The 19,924-nt window shown below is 66.9% G+C and carries 23 protein-coding genes; 11 read left to right on the forward strand and 12 right to left on the reverse strand.

Translation table 11 applies throughout. The features are described from left to right. The first annotated feature begins 37 nt into the window (after positions 1–37). A complete protein-coding gene (thiD, locus tag ABD974_RS00760) occupies positions 38–862 on the forward strand; it encodes a bifunctional hydroxymethylpyrimidine kinase/phosphomethylpyrimidine kinase (protein WP_345301359.1) in 825 nt (274 codons plus the stop codon). A 62-nt stretch (positions 863–924) separates the two neighbouring features. Next, positions 925–1,758 (forward strand): alpha/beta hydrolase family protein, encoded by an 834-nt coding sequence (locus ABD974_RS00765; protein WP_425562624.1) that lies wholly within the window; start codon positions 925–927, stop codon positions 1,756–1,758. Here the strand turns inward: ABD974_RS00765 and galE are convergent. Beyond that, positions 1,743–2,786 carry a UDP-glucose 4-epimerase GalE gene (gene galE, locus ABD974_RS00770; protein WP_345301361.1) on the reverse strand — a complete coding sequence of 348 codons (1,044 nt, stop codon included), beginning with the start codon at positions 2,784–2,786 and terminating at the stop codon, positions 1,743–1,745. The genes ABD974_RS00765 and galE overlap by 16 nt on opposite strands. Before the next feature lie 310 nt (positions 2,787–3,096). Here galE and ABD974_RS00775 point away from each other — a divergent pair, with 310 nt between their 5' ends. The 4 genes from ABD974_RS00775 (at position 3,097) to ABD974_RS00790 (ending at position 7,406) form a co-directional block, all read left to right on the forward strand. Next, positions 3,097–4,371 carry a nucleotide sugar dehydrogenase gene (locus ABD974_RS00775; RefSeq protein ID WP_345301931.1) on the forward strand — a complete coding sequence of 425 codons (1,275 nt, stop codon included), beginning with the start codon at positions 3,097–3,099 and terminating at the stop codon, positions 4,369–4,371. Between the two features lie 6 nt (positions 4,372–4,377). Continuing rightward, positions 4,378–4,845, forward strand: coding sequence for a DUF6869 domain-containing protein (locus ABD974_RS00780; RefSeq protein WP_345301362.1), 468 nt, complete (start codon positions 4,378–4,380; stop codon positions 4,843–4,845). A 70-nt stretch (positions 4,846–4,915) separates the two neighbouring features. Beyond that, complete coding sequence (locus ABD974_RS00785; RefSeq protein WP_345301363.1) at positions 4,916–5,923, forward strand: NAD-dependent epimerase; 1,008 nt, start codon at positions 4,916–4,918, stop codon at positions 5,921–5,923. 181 nt (positions 5,924–6,104) lie between these two features. Next, positions 6,105–7,406: a glycoside hydrolase 5 family protein gene (locus tag ABD974_RS00790; RefSeq protein ID WP_345301364.1), complete on the forward strand. Its 1,302-nt coding sequence runs from the start codon at positions 6,105–6,107 to the stop codon at positions 7,404–7,406. Positions 7,407–7,424: 18 nt separating this feature from the next. On the opposite strand, the gene ABD974_RS00795 is transcribed toward ABD974_RS00790, so the two are convergent. Continuing rightward, complete coding sequence (locus ABD974_RS00795) at positions 7,425–7,601, reverse strand: hypothetical protein (RefSeq protein ID WP_345301365.1); 177 nt, start codon at positions 7,599–7,601, stop codon at positions 7,425–7,427. Further along, a complete protein-coding gene (locus tag ABD974_RS00800; protein WP_345301932.1) occupies positions 7,598–9,184 on the reverse strand; it encodes a threonine synthase in 1,587 nt (528 codons plus the stop codon). The genes ABD974_RS00795 and ABD974_RS00800 overlap by 4 nt, the downstream gene beginning before the upstream one ends. Positions 9,185–9,237: 53 nt before the next feature. On the opposite strand from ABD974_RS00800, the gene ABD974_RS00805 reads away from it, so the two are divergent. The 4 genes from ABD974_RS00805 (at position 9,238) to purU (ending at position 13,486) form a co-directional block, all read left to right on the forward strand. Beyond that, entirely contained in the window at positions 9,238–10,362 is a 1,125-nt protein-coding gene (locus ABD974_RS00805; RefSeq protein ID WP_345301970.1) for a tetratricopeptide repeat protein, read from the forward strand. Positions 10,363–10,541: 179 nt separating this feature from the next. Further along, entirely contained in the window at positions 10,542–11,264 is a 723-nt protein-coding gene (gene nfi, locus ABD974_RS00810) for a deoxyribonuclease V (protein WP_345301366.1), read from the forward strand. 258 nt (positions 11,265–11,522) lie between these two features. Next, positions 11,523–12,524 carry a glycerophosphodiester phosphodiesterase family protein gene (locus ABD974_RS00815; RefSeq protein WP_345301367.1) on the forward strand — a complete coding sequence of 334 codons (1,002 nt, stop codon included), beginning with the start codon at positions 11,523–11,525 and terminating at the stop codon, positions 12,522–12,524. A 98-nt stretch (positions 12,525–12,622) separates the two neighbouring features. Beyond that, complete coding sequence (purU, locus tag ABD974_RS00820) at positions 12,623–13,486, forward strand: formyltetrahydrofolate deformylase (protein WP_345301368.1); 864 nt, start codon at positions 12,623–12,625, stop codon at positions 13,484–13,486. A 27-nt stretch (positions 13,487–13,513) separates the two neighbouring features. On the opposite strand, the gene ABD974_RS00825 is transcribed toward purU, so the two are convergent. The 7 genes from ABD974_RS00825 to lexA all read right to left on the reverse strand — a co-directional run bounded on the left by ABD974_RS00825 (position 13,514) and on the right by lexA (position 18,418). After that, positions 13,514–14,044: a nuclear transport factor 2 family protein gene (locus ABD974_RS00825; RefSeq protein ID WP_345301369.1), complete on the reverse strand. Its 531-nt coding sequence runs from the start codon at positions 14,042–14,044 to the stop codon at positions 13,514–13,516. A 45-nt stretch (positions 14,045–14,089) separates the two neighbouring features. Continuing rightward, positions 14,090–14,386, reverse strand: a complete 297-nt coding sequence (locus ABD974_RS00830; protein WP_345301370.1) for a putative quinol monooxygenase — start codon at positions 14,384–14,386, stop codon at positions 14,090–14,092. A 95-nt stretch (positions 14,387–14,481) separates the two neighbouring features. Continuing rightward, on the reverse strand, positions 14,482–14,910 hold the full coding sequence (locus ABD974_RS00835) for a GFA family protein (RefSeq protein WP_345301371.1): 429 nt from the start codon (positions 14,908–14,910) through the stop codon (positions 14,482–14,484). A gap of 71 nt (positions 14,911–14,981) precedes the next feature. Next, positions 14,982–15,230: a DUF1272 domain-containing protein gene (locus tag ABD974_RS00840; protein WP_345301372.1), complete on the reverse strand. Its 249-nt coding sequence runs from the start codon at positions 15,228–15,230 to the stop codon at positions 14,982–14,984. 246 nt (positions 15,231–15,476) lie between these two features. Continuing rightward, complete coding sequence (locus tag ABD974_RS00845) at positions 15,477–16,412, reverse strand: hypothetical protein (RefSeq protein WP_345301373.1); 936 nt, start codon at positions 16,410–16,412, stop codon at positions 15,477–15,479. A 147-nt stretch (positions 16,413–16,559) separates the two neighbouring features. Further along, a complete protein-coding gene (recA, locus tag ABD974_RS00850; protein ID WP_345301374.1) occupies positions 16,560–17,597 on the reverse strand; it encodes a recombinase RecA in 1,038 nt (345 codons plus the stop codon). 176 nt (positions 17,598–17,773) lie between these two features. After that, the gene (gene lexA / locus ABD974_RS00855; RefSeq protein WP_345301375.1) at positions 17,774–18,418 is read right to left on the reverse strand and encodes a transcriptional repressor LexA; all 645 of its coding nucleotides are present in this window, start codon (positions 18,416–18,418) and stop codon (positions 17,774–17,776) included. Between the two features lie 162 nt (positions 18,419–18,580). On the opposite strand from lexA, the gene ABD974_RS00860 reads away from it, so the two are divergent. Next, on the forward strand, positions 18,581–18,760 hold the full coding sequence (locus tag ABD974_RS00860) for a hypothetical protein (protein ID WP_345301376.1): 180 nt from the start codon (positions 18,581–18,583) through the stop codon (positions 18,758–18,760). Between the two features lie 299 nt (positions 18,761–19,059). Here the strand turns inward: ABD974_RS00860 and ABD974_RS00865 are convergent, their stop codons facing one another. Continuing rightward, entirely contained in the window at positions 19,060–19,290 is a 231-nt protein-coding gene (locus ABD974_RS00865; protein WP_345301377.1) for a hypothetical protein, read from the reverse strand. Between the two features lie 80 nt (positions 19,291–19,370). Then, a complete protein-coding gene (locus ABD974_RS00870) occupies positions 19,371–19,874 on the reverse strand; it encodes a CinA family protein (RefSeq protein WP_345301378.1) in 504 nt (167 codons plus the stop codon). Positions 19,875–19,924 lie beyond the last annotated feature (50 nt).

The raw sequence follows: 19,924 nt of genomic DNA on the forward strand, positions 1-19,924 counted from the left end.
GCCTTGACCGCGACGCGTCTTCGGTCAGAATCGACGCATGGCCAATCTCCCCCGACCCATTTCCGCACTCACCATCGCCGGCTCGGATTCCGGCGGCGGTGCCGGCATCCAGGCCGACCTCAAGACCTTCGCCGCGCATCGCGTGCACGGTCTCAGCGCGATCGCCGCACTGACCGCACAGCACACCCGCGGCGTCGACGCCGTGGAAGTGCCGCCGCCGGCGTTCCTGCGCGCGCAGATCGACACGTGCTTCGACGACTTCGACATCGGCGCGGTGAAGATCGGCATGCTCGCCAACGCCGACATGATCCAGGCGGTGGTGAAGTCGCTCGATCAACACTGCCCGCCCTACATCGTCGTCGACCCGGTGATGATCGCCACCTCCGGCGCACAGTTGCTGGCGAACACCGCGATCGACGTGCTGCGCAAGCGCCTGCTGCCGATGGCCACCGTGATCACGCCCAACCTGCCCGAGGCGGAATTCCTGCTCGGCCGTCCGATTCCCGATCTCGACGCGATGCGCATCGCCTGCGACGACCTGCTGGATCTCGGCGCCGGCGCCGTGCTGCTCAAGGGCGGCCATCTGGCGGGCGGCGACGAGATCGTCGATCTGTTCGCGGTGCGTCGCGAAAGCGGCGGGCGCATGCATCGCGAGATCCGCCACCCGCGCCTCGCGGTGAACGCGCACGGCACCGGTTGCACCCTCGCCGCGGCGATCGCCGCACAGCTCGCGCTGGGCGCGCCGCTGATCGACGCCTGCCGCGAAGCGTCGGACTACGTGCATCGCGCGCTGCGGCTGGGCAGCCGCCCGGGGCGCAGCGACATCCTCGTGCTCGATCACTTCGGCGCCGCAGCGCGGTGACGGCGGCCGAGGATCGCGATCGGGGCCGCGACGACCGCGAATCGCCCGCCGAGGACGACGGTCTGCCCGTCGTCGTCGCCGACGGCCATGGCTTCCGCCTGCTGCTGCGCGCACCGGCCGCACCGGTCGCGAGCCTGCTGTGGCTGCCCGCGCTCGGCGTCGCCGCGCGCCATTACCTGCCCTTCGCCGAAGCGCTGACCGCGCGCGGCGTCGCGGTGTTCGTGCACGAATGGCGCGGCCACGGCAGCAGCACGCTGCGCGCGGGGCGCGACAGCGACTGGGGCTATCGCGCACTGCTGCAGACCGACCTGCCGGCCAGTGTCGCCGCCATCCGCGCATGCGTCCCGCGCCTGCCCGCCATCGTCGGCGGACACAGCCTCGGCGCGCAGTTGGCCGCCTGCCTGCTCGCGCTGCGGCCCGACACCGCCCAGCGGCTGTGGATCGTCGCCAGCGGCGCGCCGTACTGGCGCGCGTTTCCGGGGCCGCGCGCATGGCTGCTGCCGCTGGCCTATCGCTTCTTGCCGTGGGCCGCGGACGTGCGTGGCGCCCTGCCCGGCCGCACGCTCGGATTCGGCGGCAACGAAGCCCGCGGCGTGATGCGCGACTGGGCCCGGACCGGGCTCAGCGGCCGCTACGCCGGTGCCGGCATGGATCGCGACCTGGAAGCCGCGCTCGCCGACGTGCGCGTCGACATGGATGCGCTGCTGTTCGCCGACGACTGGCTCGCGCCGCGATCGTCGCTCGACTGGCTGCTCGCGAAGATGCGCCCCACGGCGGTGCGCTGCGGGATACTGGATGCGGACCGGCTCGGCACCCGCGCCGATCATTTCGCGTGGATGAAACGTCCGGACGCGGTGGCCGCCGCGTTGGCCGCCGGGCTTCAGCCTGCGGCGTAACCGGCGGGATTCATCGACTGCCAGCGCCAGGCATCGCGGCACATCGCATCGACATCGCGCTCCGCGCGCCAGCCGAGCAGCGTGTCCGCGAGCCGCGGATCGGCGTAGACCTCGGCGACATCGCCGGGACGTCGCCCGACGATCTCGTACGGAATCGCGCGGCCGCTCGCGGCTTCGAACGCACGCACGAGTTCGAGCACGCTGATGCCGCGGCCCACGCCGAGATTGATCGTCCGGTGGCCATGCAGCGGATCGGAGATGCGCCCCAGCGCTTCGATCGCATGCGCATGCGCATGCGCGAGGTCCATGACGTGGATGTAGTCGCGCACGCCGGTGCCGTCGACGGTCGGCCAGTCGCCGCCATATACCTGCAGCCGTTCGCGCAGACCCACCGCGACCTGGCAGATGTAGGGCATCAGATTGTTCGGCACGCCGCTGGGCGCTTCGCCGATCAGGCCCGAGGGGTGCGCGCCGACCGGATTGAAATAGCGCAGGCTGATCGCACGCCATCCCGGATCGGCGGCGCAGGCGTCTTCCAGGATCTGTTCGACGATCAGTTTGGTCCGGCCGTAGGGATTGGTGACCGACAGCGGCGCCGATTCGTCGATCGGCAGCGACGACGGCGCACCATAGACGGTCGCCGAGGAACTGAACACCAGCCGGCCGACGCCGGCCGCGCGCATCGCCCGCAGCAGCGCGATCGTGCCGGAGACGTTGTTGTCGAAATATTCGAGCGGCCGCACGCAGGACTCCCCGACGGACTTGAGCGCGGCGAAGTGGATGACGGCGTCGAAGCTTGCGGCATCGCTCCGATCGGCGGCGAACAGCCGCGCGAGCGCGTCCGCATCGCGCACGTCGATGCGGTGCGCTTCCGGCGCGCGACCGATCAGGCGGGCGATGCGATCGAGCACCGCCGGTGCGCTGTTGGAGAAATTGTCGGCGATCACCACCTCGTGGCCGCGTTCGGCGAGCACCACACAGGTATGGCTTCCGATGTAACCGGCGCCGCCGCAGACGAGAATGCGCATGAAACCTCAGGACAGTGCGAAGGAATGGCGTCGCGATAGCACAACGCGGAATGCGGCCGACAGCGGCAACCGTGACCCGGATGGCCGGAACATCGCGCTTTCCGCGTCAACACTACCGACGCCGACCGGGGGGATCGGGCGCCCGCCGCGCGCGGGCCGCCATGCTACTTCATCCCTTCGCACACGCCTCCGGACCGACCGCCGGAACGGCCGCCAGACCGGCTGATAAACTTCGCCCCTTTCACGCACCCCGGAATTCCGCACGATGCAGGCCGCACTTCCCGCCCTCGACGACCACCGTTCCGATCCGATGCCTCCCGACCAGGTCCGCATCGCCATCATCGGACTGGGCTATGTCGGTCTGCCGCTGGCGGCATCGTTCGGCAAGCGTTATCGCGTCGTCGGCTTCGACATCGACGCGCAGCGCGTGGACGAACTCAAGCGCTTCCACGACCGCACGCTCGAAGCCAGCGAAGCCGAACTGCGCGCCGCCACCGGCCTGAGCTTCAGCTGCGATCCCGCCGATCTCGACGGCTGCAACGTGTTCATCGTGACGGTGCCGACGCCGATCGACGCCTACAAGCGCCCCGACCTGCGTCCGCTGGAATCCGCCAGCCGCACCGTCGGCCGCGCGATCCGCAAGGGCGGCGTCGCGATCTACGAATCCACCGTGTATCCCGGCGCCACCGAGGAAGTCTGCGTGCCGATCGTCGAGCGCGAATCGGGCCTGACCTTCAACGTCGATTTCTACGCCGGCTACAGCCCCGAACGCATCAACCCCGGCGATCACCAGCACCGTCTCGAAACGATCATGAAGGTCACTTCCGGCTCAACGCCCGAGGTCGCCGATTTCGTCGATGCCCTGTACGCCAGCATCATCACCGCCGGCACCCACAAGACCTCCAGCATCCGCGTCGCCGAATCGGCGAAGGTCATCGAGAACATCCAGCGCGACGTGAACATCGCGCTGATCAACGAACTGGCGCTGATCTTCCACCGCCTCGGCATCGACACCCACGAAGTGCTGGCGGCGTCGGGCACCAAGTGGAACTTCCTGCCGTTCAAGCCCGGTCTGGTCGGTGGCCACTGCATCGGCGTCGATCCCTATTACCTCACCCACAAGGCGCAGCAGATCGGTTATCACCCCGACGTGATCCTCGCCGGCCGTCGCATCAACGACGGCATGGGCCAGCATGTCGCCCAGTGCACGATCAAGGAAATGACCCGCCGCGGCCTGCCGACGGCCAACGCGAAGATCCTGGTGCTGGGCCTGGCGTTCAAGGAAAACTGTCCGGATCTGCGCAACACCCGCGTGGTCGACATCCTCGACGAACTGCGCAGCTACCACGTGGAAGTCGACGTGCACGACCCCTGGGTGGACGCGCATCTCGCGCACGAGGAATACGGCCTGCGGATGACCGACGCGCCGGCCGAGGGCGTCTACGACGCGGTGATCCTGGCCGTGGCCCATCGCGAATTCGCCGCCCTCGGCGCCGAAGGCATCCGCCGCTTCGGCAAACCCGGCGCGGTGCTGTTCGACGTGAAGGCGCTGCTGCCGCGCGAAGCCGTCGACGGCAGGCTCTGAAGCGCGTTGGCCTGGCCGTTCGACAACGAGTCGCAGCTCGACGAATGGGTCGAGCGATTCATCGAGCGGCACAAGGAACGGCCACCGGAAGATCCCGAGGACATTGATGCCTGTTTACAGGCGCAATCGAATGCCGAGACCGAAGCCCCCAGCGCAGACGAGATCGAGGCCCTGCTCTCCGACCCTGACCTGTTCGCCATCCATCACGGCCACGAAGAGGCGGTCTGGCGTTTCATCCTGAAGGTCATCGCGCGCCACCCACCGGAATGGACGCTCGAGATGCTTGCAGTCGGACCTCTCGAGGATCTGATCGCTCTGCGTGGAGTGGCCTTTATCGATCGGATCGAGTCCGAAGCCCGCGAAAACCACCTGTTCCGCGAAATACTGCTCGACGTCTGGCAGAACCGCACGCCGCCCGACATCTGGGTGCGCGTGGAACGGGCGCGCGGCACCATCACCTCATCCGGCACCTGATCGGCTGGATTCGCCGCACCGACAGCGTGACAATACCCCTCTGCTCACGCATCCCGACAGGCGACCTCCCATGCGCGTACTCGTCACCGGCGCCGCCGGCTTCATCGGCTCCAAGCTCACCGAGCGCCTGATCGCCCGCGGCGACGAAGTGCTGGGCTACGACAACCTCAACGACTACTACGACCCGACGCTGAAGGACGCCCGCCTGGCGCGGCTGACGCCGCTGCCGGGGTTCTCGTTCGTGAAGGCCTCGCTGGAAGACCGCGACGCGCTTGAAGCCGCGTTCGACAGCTTCAAGCCCGACCGCGTGGTCAATCTCGCGGCGCAGGCCGGCGTGCGCTATTCGCTGGAGAACCCGCGCGCCTACATCGACAGCAACATCGTCGGTTTCCTCAATATCCTCGAAGCCTGCCGCCATCGCGGCATCGAGCATCTCGTTTACGCATCGTCCAGTTCGGTCTACGGCGCCAACCGCAAACTGCCGTTCTCGGTCGAGGACAGCGTCGACCATCCGGTCAGCCTCTATGCCACCAGCAAGAAGACGAACGAACTGATGGCGCATACCTACAGCCATCTGTTCGGGCTGCCGACCACCGGCCTGCGCTTCTTCACCGTCTACGGCCCCTGGGGCCGCCCGGACATGGCGCTGTTCCTGTTCACGAAGAAGATCCTCGCCGGCGAACCCATCGACGTGTTCAACCACGGCAAACACACTCGCGATTTCACCTACATCGACGACATCGTCGAAGGCGTGATCCGCACCCTCGATCGAGTACCGGGTCCCGACCCGGCCTACGACCCGCTCAACCCGACACCTGCCAGCTCTTCTGCGCCGTACCGCGTCTACAACATCGGCAACAACAACCCGGTGGAACTGCTGCGCTATATCGAAGTGCTGGAAGACTGCCTCGGCCGCAAGGCCGAAAAGCGCCTGCTGCCGCTGCAGCCCGGCGATGTGCCCGACACCTACGCCGACGTCAGCGCGCTCACCCGCGACACCGGCTACCAGCCGACCACGCCGGTGGACGTCGGCGTTAAGCATTTCGTCGAGTGGTATCGCGGCTTCTACGGCGTGTAGAGCGGCCGTTGCGCTGGAGACGGAACAGCCGCCGGCCATCGCTTCGCAACATGACGGCGCGGGTGCGATCCCGCATGATCCGCGACATCCCGGCCCGATGCCGGGACGGTGGCCTGCCCCGGATCGCGCGGACGGGCATGGACGCCCATCTTCCGATTCGTGCGCACTCAGGGACGACCTCATGACACCTCGCATTTCCCGACCGCTGGCATTCGCGGCCGCCATCGCCCTCTCGGCATCGTTCGCCGCATCCGGGGCGCCGTTGCCGCGCATCAAGGCCCGCAGCGCTTCGCCCGCAGGCGAGTTCTACAAGGCGAGCACCAATGCGCGCTTCGTGCCGCACGGTTACAACTACATCAAGCTCGTCGACATCGCCACCTGCACGCAGCAGCACGCCACCTTCAACGTCAATCTCTACAACGCCAGCGCCGCGGAATCGTTCCTGGCGCAGATGCAGTACGACGGCTACAACGTCGTACGGGTCTTCATCAATCCGGGCGACGACTATTACGGCGCGAACTGCCAGCAGTCCACCGGGAAGTATGGCATCGCCGGGCCGAAGACTTCGACCTCGCTGTACGCGCCCTACGTGGCGAATTTCGCCGATTTCGTCTCGCGGGCCAAGGCGCGCGGCATCTACGTGATCCCGGTCCTCAGCTTCCTGCCGCAGAACGCGAAATACATCGGCATCGCCAACGCGAACACGCTGCCGAACATCGAAGACCTCAACGCCTATTTCATGTCGCCGGGCTTCGTGCAGGCCAAGGCCACCTATGCGCGAGACTTCGTCCAGGCGCTGTCCGCGTATTCGGGCGGCGAACTGCTGAGCGCGATCTTCGCCTGGGAACTGGAGAACGAAGTCTTCGTGCTGTGGCAGAAAAAGCCCTTCTCGCTGACCAGCGGCATCGTGCAGACCGCAGACACGCTGTCCTACGACATGGCCATCCCCGCGCAGCGCCAGCAGGCGGTGGACGCCAACGTCGTGAACTGGGCGAACCAGTCCGCGGCCGCGATCCGGCAGGTCGACCCGCAGGCCATGGTCGCCGCCAGCGTCTTCACCTTCGCCGCGGTGGGCCGCACCGGGCCCAACGGCGTGCAGCCCGGCGGCAATCCGGACCTGCCGTACTACCCGGCGCGTCCGATCACCCTGCGTCTGTACAGCACGCTCGACTACACCGATATCCACACCTATCCGCTGGGCTCGGGCTACACCCTTTCGGCGGATCTCAACACCTCTGAATTCGCGGCGATGAACAAGACCACTCGCCCCCTGTTCATGGGCGAATTCGGCGCGTTCAAATCGCAGTTCCCGTCGATCATCCCGGCCGCGAACGCGATGGGCGCGCATCGCGACAGTGCCTACGCGATGGGATTCGCGGGATCGCTGTTCTGGACCTGGGATACGCTGGTGCAAAACCACATGTGGCACGGCAGCGAACAGTCGGGCGCGATCAACGGCGTGCTCGCCTTCCCGAAATACTGAGGCGCACGCTTCCGGAACTCACACGACGCCGGGCAGCCGATGCTGCCCGGCATCGACGCTGTCGCTGGCAGCGAGGAATTGCGTCGAGCGGCATCGCGATTGTTGTTCCGGGTGGATTCGATGCTCAGCCATTTTCTTGCCGCCCGGATGGAACCATCCGGGTTGACCGATCCGGCTGCGCTTTCGTTCGATCACATCAGATGCCGCAATGCCGGCAGATATTTCTCCGCCGACCCGGTATTCACCGCCACCACCCGCTCGCCGCGGTTCAGCAGCCGGCGATCGAGCAACTGCGGAATCGCCGCCAGACAGGCGGCACCTTCGGGCGAAATCCACCAGCGCTTGTCGCGCCATACGCGCTGCAGTTCGGCGGCGGTGTCGGCTTCGCTCACGGCGATGGCCGCGCCACCGCTTTCGCGAATGATCTTCAGCACCTTGAAATGGCCGACACCGCCGGGCACGTTCAGACCGAAACTGATCGTATTGCCCGCCCGCACGACGGAGGTGTCGTCCACCCCCGCGTCGAATGCGTTCACCAACGGCGGCGTGACCTCGCTCTGCACGCACAGCATGCGCGGACGACGGCTGTCGATCAGACCCAACGCTTCCAGTTCGTCCCAGGCTTTCCACATGCCCAGCACGCCGGTACCGCCGCCGGTCGGATAGATCACCGCGTCGGGCAACGACCAACGCGTGTGCCCCGGCGCGGGCTCTGCCAGCTCCAGGCCCAGCGATTTCTTGCCCTCGATGCGCCACCCAGGCTCCTGGAAGGTCGCGACCGAAAAAAAACCCTGCGGGACGTAATGTTCCTTCAGATACGCGCCGGCTTCGCGGATGGTCGGTCCGATCAATTCGAGTTTGACGCGATCCGGATCGCGCAAGGCAGCGGCCGCGACGTTGCCCAGGATCGGCGCCGGCGTGTCGTCGGGCATCGCCACCACCACCGACAGCCCGGCAGCAACCGCATAGCGCGTCAGCGAATCGCCGGCATTGCCCTGCGTGGGCACCGCGAGCTTCGTCAGTCCGAGGCGGCGCGCCTGCGCGACCACCATCGCCATGCCGCGATCCTTGAAGCTCTGGGTCGGGTTGGCGCCGTAGCCGGGATGCGCCTTGCCCTCTTCCTTCACCTGCAGCCGCAGCCCGCCCGCATGCGCGGCGGCGTGATCGGCATAGTCCAGCAGCGGCGTGTGTCCTTCGCCGAGCGCGACGATGTGGCGCGCGTCCTCGGGATTCGCGATGTCCAGCGCCATCAGCGCGCCGAACCGCCAGAGATCGCGTCGCGACGGGTCGTACCACGCAGCCTCCGGCTTTTCGGCCGCAAGGCGATCGAGATCCAACACCATCTCGACCGGCCGGCCATCGACGGGATCGAGATTCATCGGCACATCGGCGGAATACTCGATGCCTGAACCCAAGCCTCGCAGGCAACGCACGTACGACATCGGATCGACCCTTGTGGACGGAGCATGCCGCGATGATAGCGAAGTGGAACGCATACTCGGGGTTGCGAGGCCACATGCGGCATGGCGACGAACGGTCCGGCACGATCGACGGTGCGCTCGCTTTCCCGAAATGCCGACGCGGCTGCCTTCGTGCAACGCCGGGCGGCCGTCCGGCGCCCTGCACGGTGGCGGGCGACGCGCTTGCGTTTGAAAAGACGCGACGTCCGATGACAGAATCGGCCATGCATCACCATCATCGACCGTCAGCCGCAGCTCACCGGCCCGCCCTGCACCGGACATCGCGCGCGAAGGCCCGACTGCGACTGCGGGCGGCATTGGTCGTTGCCATCGCCGCACTGTCCGCCGCCTGCGGCCGCATGCCGCCGCCCGTGCCCGAGCTCTGGCAGCGCAGTCGTTACGAGAAGATCTTCGCCGAGATCGACCGCGTGGAGGCCATCGCGGATCCGGTGCGGCGCTGCCTCGAGTATCCGTCGTTGCCGCATATCGCATGGCCGCCGCGGTTGATCGAAGCGCTCTGCGCCGACCACCAGACGCCGATCATGCAGGTGGATGAGGTCAAGGCCATGATCGATCGCGGCGAATGGCAGGCGCTGCACGACCGGTATGCCGGCTACCTGCAGCGACACCATTCCGGGGAGGACCCGGAACTGCTGCTCTACCGGGTGTTCTTCCTGCACAGTTGGAAGAGTTCCGAAGAAATGGACGATTACACCCGACGCTGGGTCTCCGCGGTGCCGGACGATCCGTTCGCCAACACCGAGCGCGGCGCCGCGTTGACGAACATGGCCTGGAAGGCGCGCGGGGATGACGCCTCCGAAGACCAGGTGCGCGCCCATGCGGATCGCGCCGAGGTGCATCTCCGCAAGGCCATCGCCGCGGAACCGCGGCTGATGACCGCGTATCTCTATCTGATCGATACGCACGTGCTGCAGGGGCGCCGGGAGGCGATCCCCAACACGCTGCAGGCCGCGCTGCGGCAATCGCCGGCCAGTTTCCACGTCCGCGAGCAGGCCGCCCAATATCTGCACGGCCGCTGGGGCGGATCGCCGCAACAACTGTACGGCTTCGCGCTCGGTGCGGGGTCGCAGCTCGAACGCAATCCCCGCCTCGCCCTGTTGGCGACCCACGCCGGCCGCGAGATCGCCGATCGCCACTCCGAACATCATCGCGATCGCAGGGCCCTGTGGGCGTATCGCGCCGCACTGGCGCACGGCCCCGAACGCGAAACCCTGCTCAACGCCGGGTTCACCGCGTCGGAGCTGGAGTATTACGCCGAAAAGATCATGTATCTGAGCCAGGACATCCGCTTCCACCGCTTCCCGAAGGACGCCCGCATCCGTCGCGGCCTGCTGTGGGAATGGGACGGCAAGTTCGAACGCGCGCTGCGCGATTTCCGCGCCGCCGCGGCACTCGACCCCGATGACGCCTGGACGGCGAACAAGGTGGCGGAGGTCGAAGCGCGCATGCGCGCGCCGGCGCCCGTACGGCGCTGAATCCACCCGCCGCCGGATGCGCTCGCGCATCGTGCGCAATGCCGCCAGTGATCGCGCTGCGCCGCGTGCTCCGCGACACCGATCCACGCGAAGTGCACGCGCGCGCCGTCGACGGAACCGCAGCGGAACGGCGGGTGCGCCCGATGCGGTTCCGCGCGAGTCGACAGGCACAATGGGACATGGAAGAACGATCCGGACACGCGAGCCTCGCGACACCGCCCGCAGCAGCCTTCGAAGGCTGGGACGGCAGCATCGCCGGCGCGCGCGCGCTGCAGGCGAGGCTGTCCGCCCGGGTGTCGCTGCAGGACGATGCCGCCTCGCCGCCGCGCGTGATCGCCGGCTTCGACGTGGGCTTCGAGGACGGCGGCGAGACCACGCGCGCCGCGGCAGTCCTGCTGGATGCCGACAGCGGCCAGGTCCTGCATGCGCGGATCGCGCGTCTGCCGACTTCGATGCCCTACGTGCCCGGCCTGCTGTCGTTCCGCGAATTGCCGGCGCTGCTCGAAGCGCTGGCGCAACTGCCGCTGAGGCCGGATCTGGCGTTCGTCGATGGCCAGGGCATCGCCCATCCGCGTCGCCTGGGCATCGCCGCGCACTTCGGCGTGGTCGCGGGCCTGCCTTGCATCGGCGTGGCGAAGAAGATCCTGGCCGGAACGCCCGATGGCGAATTGCCCGACGTTCGCGGCGCGCGGGTGCCGCTGCGGCATCGCGGCGAACAGGTGGGCTGGCTGCTGCGCAGCAAGCCCCGCTGCCTGCCGCTGGTGGTCTCGCCGGGCCATCGCGTATCGATGGAAACCGCCGTCGAGATGACGATGCGCCAGGTCGGTCGTTATCGCCTGCCGGAGCCCACGCGTCAGGCCGATGCCCTCGCGTCGCGAAGGCCCGGCGCGACGCTGCTCTGATTCGGCAGGTCCGGCTTCGCGGGTCCGATGTCGCGGGCCGGCTCCGCTGCGCTGCGATTGCACCAAGAGGGCGGCGCGATCGCTGCCATCGCTTTGTCGCGCGATCGCGGCATGCTCGGACCTTCAGGACACGACTCCGGACCCCGCAACATGCCTTTCCGCCTCCGCCGCACCGCCCGATCCCTCGTCCTCCCGTTCGTCGCCGCATTGATCGTGTCAGGATGCGCATCGCCTCCTTCCGTACCGGAACGCACCGCGATGTCCATCCCTCTCCGCCCTGCCCTGGTGATCGGCCATCGCGGCGCCAGCGCGCTGCGCCCGGAGCACACGCTGGAGGCCTATCGCAAGGCGATCGAGGACGGCGCCGATCTGATCGAGCCCGACCTGGTCAGCACCCGCGACGGCGTGTTGGTGGCGCGGCACGAGAACGAGATCTCGGGCACGACCGATGTCGCCGATCGCCCCGAATTCGCCGCGCGCAGAACGACGAAGACCATCGACGGCGAACGCACGACAGGCTGGTTCACCGAGGATTTCACGCTTGCGGAACTGAAGACGCTGCGCGCCCGCGAACGTCTTCCGCAGTTGCGCGGGACCGCCCATGACGGCCGCTTCGCGATTCCGACGCTGGACGAGATCGTCGCCCTCGCCGCGGACGAATCGGCGAAGCGCGGACGCCTCATCGGCCTGGCGCCTGAGATCAAGCATCCGACCTACTTCGCGGGCATCGGGCTGGTGATGGAAGATCGCTTGCTGGCGGCGCTGCGCGCGCATCCGCACACGCGGTCGGCGCCGGTGGTGATCCAGTCGTTCGAGATCGCGAACCTGCGCGCGCTGCGCGGACGCATCGAGCGCGGCGGCAACCTCCAGTTGCTGCAATTGCTGGGCAGCCCGGGCGAACGGCCCTACGACACGGTCGGGACCGGCGCGCAGACGACCTACGGCGACCTCATGCAGGCCGATGGGCTGCGCGAGGTCGCGTCGTACGCCGATGCCATCGGCCCGGCGTTCCGAGACCTCGACCCGGCGCACGGGCGCAGCCGGCTGGTCGACGAAGCCCACGCCGCAGGACTCGCGGTGATCGTCTATACCTTCCGGCCCGAGAACCATTTCCTCGGCGACCATGCCCGCGACGGCGGCCCCGCCGCAAGACACGACGCGGGTTCGATCCGGCAGATCCGCGACCATCTGGCGCTCGGCATCGACGCATTCTTCACCGACGACCCGGCGCTGGGCCGGCGAGCGGTGGACGGGGACTGATCGCGGCCGGCCGCACAACCCGACAGCGAACGGCCCGCGCCGCACGCGGTCGGCATTGGCGTGTAAAGTCGCCGAACCCCACCTCGCCAGTCCCGCACATGCCGTCCCGTCAGTACGTCCTCACCTTCTCCTGCCCGGACAAGCCAGGCATCGTCAACGCGGTCTCCGGTCACCTGTTCGGGCACGGCGCCAACATCCTCGAATCGCAGCAGTACAGCGACCCGGAAACCGAGCGCTTCTTCATGCGCACGGTATTCGCCCTGGTGGAATCGGGCGCGTCGTTCGAGGCCCTGCGCGAGACGTTCGCGGTGCCCGCCGGACGCTTCGCCATGCAGTGGACCATGCGCGACCGCGGCGATCGCCGTCGCGTGCTGCTGATGGCGTCGAAATTCGACCACTGCCTCGCCGACGTGCTCTATCGATGGCGCATCGGCGAGTTGCCGATGGAGATCGTGGCGATCGTCTCCAATCACCCGCGCGACACCTATCGTCATCTCGATTTCGAAGGCATTCCCTTCCATCACCTGCCGGTGACGCCCGGGCACAAGGCCGAGCAGGAAGCGCAGCTGTGGACACTGATCGAAGACACCCGGACCGAGCTCGTGGTGCTGGCGCGCTACATGCAGGTGCTGTCGAACGCACTGACCGAACGACTCGCCGGCCGCTGCATCAACATTCACCACTCGTTCCTGCCCAGTTTCAAGGGCGCGCGGCCGTACCACAGCGCGCACGCGCGCGGCGTCAAGCTGATCGGCGCGACCGCGCACTTCGTCACCGCCGACCTCGACGAAGGCCCGATCATCGAACAGGACACCCAGCGCGTCAGCCACCACGACACGCCCGCAGACCTGATCCGCATCGGTCGCGACATCGAACGCCGGGTGCTGGCGCAGGCGCTGCGCTGCTGGCTGGACGACCGCCTGCTGCTCAACGGTCAGCGGACGGTGGTGTTCTCGGTGTGAGCCCCCGCCGCGCCGGCAGGCATGGCTTCATTCGGCGAGTTGATGGTCGTAGCTGATCACCCGCGCGAGCTTCCATTCGCCGTCGATCTGCCGCCACACATCGATGAACTTGCCGCTCTCGGTGAGTTTGTCGGGCTGGCCGGGCTGCAGCGCGAAGAAGCGGTGTTCGCCCATCTGCATCGCACCGTAATGATTCAGCACATGCACGGTCATGCTGCCTTCGACCAGTTCCCGACGCGCGCGAAAATTCTGTCCGGTCTCCTGCGCCTTGCAGTTGTCGCGCATGCCCTGCATGAACTTCGCGCCGGAATCGGCGGTCTGGCCCCACTTGTCGTGGACGAACTCGAAATCGTCGGCGATCAGCGAGGCGAGCAGATCCAGCTTGCAGCCGAACACCGCTTCGAAGAGCTGCCGGTCCTTCTCCGCCAGCGTGGCGATCAGTTCCGACGATGCCGGCGCGGCGCCGGGCGTGAGGTTGATGTTCGCGGCGGTCGGTTCGGCCCCCTGCGCAGCGAAACAGACCATCGAGGCAAGAAGAAGACTCGGGATGCGGCGCATGAGCGATGTCCGGCGTGAAGTCGGAGCATCGTAGCCCGACCGCGGTCAGACCGACAGACCGTGCCCGCCCACCGGCTCGGTCACGATGTGGGTATCGAAGCCGGCGATGATCGGCCGGGCCTTCGCGATCGCCGCCTGCACCTGCGGCAGCGACAACGAGGCCTTGTGGTGTTCGACGCTGTCCCAGACTTCGGTGATCCACACCGCATCGGCATCCGCCGGGTCGCGCGCGACGACATAGCTGAGGCAGCCGGGCATCCCGCTGATGCCTTCGAGAAGAATCGCGATCAGCGCGTCGCGCTGCCCGGGTGCGGCTTTCATCTTGCCGATCAGACCATGCATCGAAGGAACTCCGTTGAATGTGGCGCAGGCGGGAAGCGCGGCGACGAACGTCGCGCCGAGGCCGGCAACGAGGATCTGGCGCCGCACGGCATCCATCACGGCGCCGGCGGCGAGGTATCGAACTTGGCGGTCGTGTCGAGCATACGGTCCCAGGGCGCCGCATGCGACGCGAAGATGTCGACCTGGGGCTGGAATGCCGCGGGATCGTCGAGTGTACCGGCGCGGATGCCGATCATGCCCGGCCGCATCGAAGGCCGGCCGAACAACTGCGATCCGCAGTGCGGGCAGAACCCGCGACGGATCGGCTGGCCGCTGCCGCCGATGCTTTCGTAGTACTTCACGTCGCCGCGGATGTTCACGCTTTCGAGCGCGAAGAACAGCGTGGGCGCGTACGGGCCGCCCGAGACTCGCCTGCAATCGCGGCAGTGGCAGTTGCCTTCCATCAGCGGCGGCGCCGTCGGCGCGTAACGCACCGCACCGCAAAGGCAACCGCCCGCGTATTTCGTGAGGCTTTCGTCGTTCATGTCGATCGATCCGATCCGGGGGACAGGGCCCATTGTGGCGACGGCCATTGACAGGACATGTCAGCAGGCGCTCAGGCCGCTGTCCGACATCCCTGCTGATTCGATACCCGTTCGGCGGAGGCCGGATACTTCGCCAGCAGCTGTGGCGGCCGCAGCGGGCGCGGGCTGAAACCACCGCCGCAGTTCGGACAGCGACCATGCAGCACGCCATCGGCGCAGGACTTGCAGAACGTGCATTCGAAACTGCAGATCACCGCATCGGTGGCGTCCGGCGGCAGATCCCTGTCGCAGCATTCGCAGTTGGGGCGCAGTTGGAGCATGAGTGTCTCCTGACGGATGACCGGCGGCAGCGTGGCGCGCGAATCGCAAACGGAAAACGCCGGGAAACCCCATCCCTGGGATTTCCCGGCGAGCGACCCCGCCGGCGAGCGGTGCCGCGGTGCGGTCCGGGTTTGGGGCCCCGGGCCACCGGCATGCGATCCATCACGCGCCGTGTACCAACAGAAAAGATGCGCTGGAGGCGAGCCATCCACTGACGAGGTAGGCCGGCCCGCCTCCAGGCGCGGTTAATTGAACTTGCAGATGACGCCGGAGGGTGTCGACGTGTTGCCGCTCTGGGTCACGCCGGCGACATTGCCGATCACGTTGATGCCGTTGCAGGCACCGACGCCCATCTGCCGGTTGTTGTTGAAACTGTTGCCGGTGAACGTGCCGCCGATCGAGCCGGCTTCGTCGAACACGGCGCCACCGAACTTGGCCCAGGAAACGCTGTTGTTGTTCGCCTGGAAATGATCGGAACCGCTGACCACATCGATGCCCCATTCGCCCGGACGGTGCGTGACGGTGTTGGAGATCCGGCAGTAGTCGCAATTGACCATGTACATGGCGCTGGCGCCGACATCGACCGTATGCGTGCCGTCGATCACGACACCGGTGGAGTTGTAGGAGGCGATTTCGCCATCGCCACCTGGACCGTTGGCGCGGCCGATCACCTCGCCGTAAAGGATGACGACATCATTGGCGTCGTTGATCCACACGTTCGGGTCGGCGATGCCGTTCGATACGTTCCCGTTGTAACGCATGAACGTATCCCAGATATCGACGTTGGAACTGCCGTTCACGCCGATGCTGATCAGGAAGTTCTGGATCCGGAGCCCCCAGAGGATGAGTCCGGACCGCTGATAACTGAGGATGCCGAATTCGCCGGCCGGCCCCGGGCCATTGAGGAGGAAATTCTTCAGCATCACGCTGTTGCCGGGCGCCATCGCCCGCACCGCGCTGGAATTGATCACGACCGAATCACGGCTGGCCGCGAGACCCTCGATCGTCGTGCCGGCCGGAATGTCCAGCGTCGTGGTGCCCAGGTTGTAGGTGCCGGCGTTCAGGCAGATCGTCTGCCCTGCATAGGTCGCGACCGCAGTGTGCAGATTCGCGCCGGACGACAGGGTGGTGTTGCAGGCGTTGGCGGCGAAAGAAGCGCACATCAGGATCAGTGAAACCATCGTCTTCCGAATCATGTCTCGAGTCCTTGGGATGAAATCCGGGGTGTTCTCCGATGCGCACCGCTCCGGAAGCGGCGGGTCGCGAATGCGACCCGCCGCAGGGAACAGCACGCCACCCGTTCCCCGTGAACGGGCGGCCCGAACCGATCAATCGTCCTGATCGTCGTCGTTGCCGGCGTCGCGGGGCGCGTCGGCGGCGACGAACTGCGAGCGCAGCGCGGTTTCGAGCTTGGTGGCGATGGCCGGATTCTCCTTGAGGTACTGACGGGCGTTCTCCTTGCCCTGCCCGATGCGTTCGCCATCGCAGCTGTACCAGGCGCCCGACTTCTCGACCAGCTTGGCTTCGACGCCCATGTCGATCAGCTCGCCCTCGCGGCTGATGCCTTCGCCATAGAGGATTTCGGTGACGATCTGTTTGAACGGCGGGGCGAGCTTGTTCTTGACGACCTTGATCTTGGTCTGGTTGCCGATGATTTCCTCGCCCTTCTTGATGCTGCCGATGCGGCGGATGTCGAGGCGGATCGAGGCATAGAACTTCAGCGCGTTGCCGCCGGTGGTCACTTCCGGGCTCTGGCCCGGCATCATCACGCCGATCTTCATGCGCAGCTGGTTGATGAAGACGACCATGCAGTTGCTGCGCTTGATGTTGCCGGTCAGCTTGCGCAGCGCCTGGCTCATCAGGCGGGCCTGCAGGCCGGGGAGCTGGTCGCCCATCTCGCCTTCGATTTCGGCCTTCGGCGTGAGCGCGGCGACCGAGTCGATGACCACGATGTCGACGGCGTTGGAACGCACGAGCATGTCGGCGATTTCCAGCGCCTGTTCGCCGGTATCGGGCTGCGACAGCAGCAGTTCGTCGATGTTGACGCCGAGCTTCTGCGCGTAGATCGGGTCGAGCGCGTGCTCGGCGTCGATGAACGCGGCGGTGCCGCCGGCCTTCTGGCATTCGGCGATGGTCTGCAGGGTGAGAGTGGTCTTGCCCGAGGATTCCGGGCCGTAGATTTCGACGACGCGCCCCTTGGGCAGGCCGCCGATGCCCAGCGCGATGTCGAGCATCAGCGAGCCGGTGCCGATGACTTCGACCGCTTCGACCGGGCGGTCGCCCATGCGCATGACCGAACCCTTGCCGAACTGTTTGTCGATCTGGCTCAGTGCGGCGGAAAGGGCGCGCTTCTTGTTCTCGTCCATCGTGGAATCCTCGTCAGTGATTGGGTGAATGCTTGGAGTGGGCGCAGGTTAGGGGGCACCCGTCGCAAAACCTGCGACGCCCTGAAATCTAATTGCGGCCGTATCGGCGAAGCATCGGGAGAGCGCGCGGCGACGTGTAGGGATTTCCCGCATCACGCGCTTCGACCCCGTGCTGCTCAACGACTCGGGCGCACAAGACCGCAATACAACCCTTCGATGCTGAAGTCCTGGTCGGGCAGCACATCGATCGGGGCGTAGCTGGGGTTGCGCGGCATCAGGCGGATGCGGTCCTTGCCGATCTTCAGCAGCTTGACCGTGATTTCGTCGTCGATGCGCGCGACCACGATCTGGCCGGAGCGCGCTTCGCTGGTGCGGTAGACGCCGATGAGATCGCCTTCGAAGATACCCTCGTCGACCATCGAATCGCCCTGCACCTTCAGCAGGTAATTCGGCGCGGGCGAGAACAGTGCGCGATCGAGCAGGACGTAATCGTCGGAGCGCAGGTCGGCGCCGATGGGCAGGCCGGCGGCCACACGACCCAGCACCGGCAGTTGCAGGGCATTGTCGGGGAGAATCGGGGCCGGCGGGGCGTCGAAGGCGTCGTTCGCGGCCTCGTGGACCAAGCGGATGCCCCTCGCCTGCCCCGGCACCCGGCGGATGACGCCGGCCTGCTCCAGGGCTTCGAGGTGGTACTGGGCGGCACGGACGCCCTTGAAGCCCATGGCATGGGCGATCTCGGTCTGCGAGGGGGGCACGCCGTCGGCGGCGATGCGCTCGGAGATGAGGGCGAGGATGGCTTGCTGGGTATCGGTCAGGTCCATGGTTAGTAGTATTACTACTAACAACCAACCCCGTCAACGATCCCGTGCAAAGGGTAGTGTCTCAGTTTGAATCCCGGGCCTGAACGGGGCGGTTCGGAAACCGGGACGGCGGGCGGCTGAGGGGGCTGGGTAGCTTAGGACCATCCCAAGCCGGACCGACCCGTGACCCTCGCAATCATCGCCTTCCTTCTTGCCCTGCTCGGGGTGCTGCTTTCCTTCGTGGCGGTTCTTCTTGCGACGGCTGACTTGGCGTACCAGACGGGGCGCCAAGCCGGCTACAAGGCCGGTCTAGCCTCCGGTTCTGGACAGGGCAACGTAGGAGATAAGCAGCCCGGCGACTGAGACGAGGAAGCCGGCCAATGACACAAGAAGGCTAAGGGCCGCGATGGCGAGGGTCCACAGTGGGGACCAGTTCCTCGCGTGCCATTCGGCGAATTGATGGGCTCGCACTGAGGTCCAGTGCTTCTCGTTTCGGTACTCGTGGATGTTGCCCATCCCGCCCGTTGTGTCCTCTGCATCCGGATCGACACGGACATCCTTGCCATCCCACCACTCCCGTAGCCACCTGACCATGCGCTTCCCCAACTGTCCGTAGTCTCAGGGGACAGTGGCAAAGCCTCGGGGCGAAAGCAAGCGGCTGGTCAGCCCTTCTTACCCCAGCGCGCCTCAGCGGCCTTCCGGGCAATCTCGGCCCGCTCTTCCTCAGTCAACGCCTTCGCCCGGGCCTTCCCGCCCTTCCGGCCCCGGGCCACCGCCGCCTCCAACTTCGGCTCAGCCTCCTCAGGCATCGCCTCCGGCTCTTCGCCGGTCGCAATGTCCAAAACCAGCTTAGCCAGCTGGTTCGCGTCTCTCGGGCGCTTCGGGGTCGTCATGCCCCGATTGTCCCCCGGGGCGGCTGACTGCTCAAGGACCGGGGATTTCAAACTGAGACACTACCGTGCAAAGCGCTCGCTCAGGGTGTGCCGATCAGCGTCTCCAGCCCGCGCAGGGCCGCACCGACGGTCTGCCGGCGCACGGCATCGCGGTCGCCGTCGAAATGGAACAGTTGGGCATGGGCGTAGCCGCCGCGGCGTTTCCAGCCGATCCAGACGGTGCCGACGGGCTTGTCCGGCGAGCCGCCGCCGGGGCCGGCGATGCCGGTCACTGCGACCGCGATGCTGGCGCCGGAATGCACCAGCGCGCCGGAGACCATCTCGATCACGGTCTCGCGGCTGACCGCGCCCTGATGTTCGAGGGTTTCCGGGCGGACGCCGAGCATCGCCTGCTTGGCTTCGTAGCTGTAGGCGACCATGCCGCAGTCGAACCAGTCGGACGAGCCGGCGATGTCGGTGACGGTCTTGGCGATCCAGCCGCCGGTGCAGCTTTCGGCGGTGACCAGCGTGTGCCGGGCATTGCGGAAACGTACGCCCAGAGTCTCGGCGTGTTCGCGCAGTTCGGCATCGGTATGGAGAGTCATGCAGGGGTCCAGAACGCGGCGGCGACCGTTCGCAGGGATGATAGCGTCAA

Source organism: Lysobacter hankyongensis, assembly GCF_039543145.1.
In the GTDB taxonomy this organism is placed as follows: Bacteria; Pseudomonadota; Gammaproteobacteria; order Xanthomonadales; family Xanthomonadaceae; genus Lysobacter_I; species Lysobacter_I hankyongensis.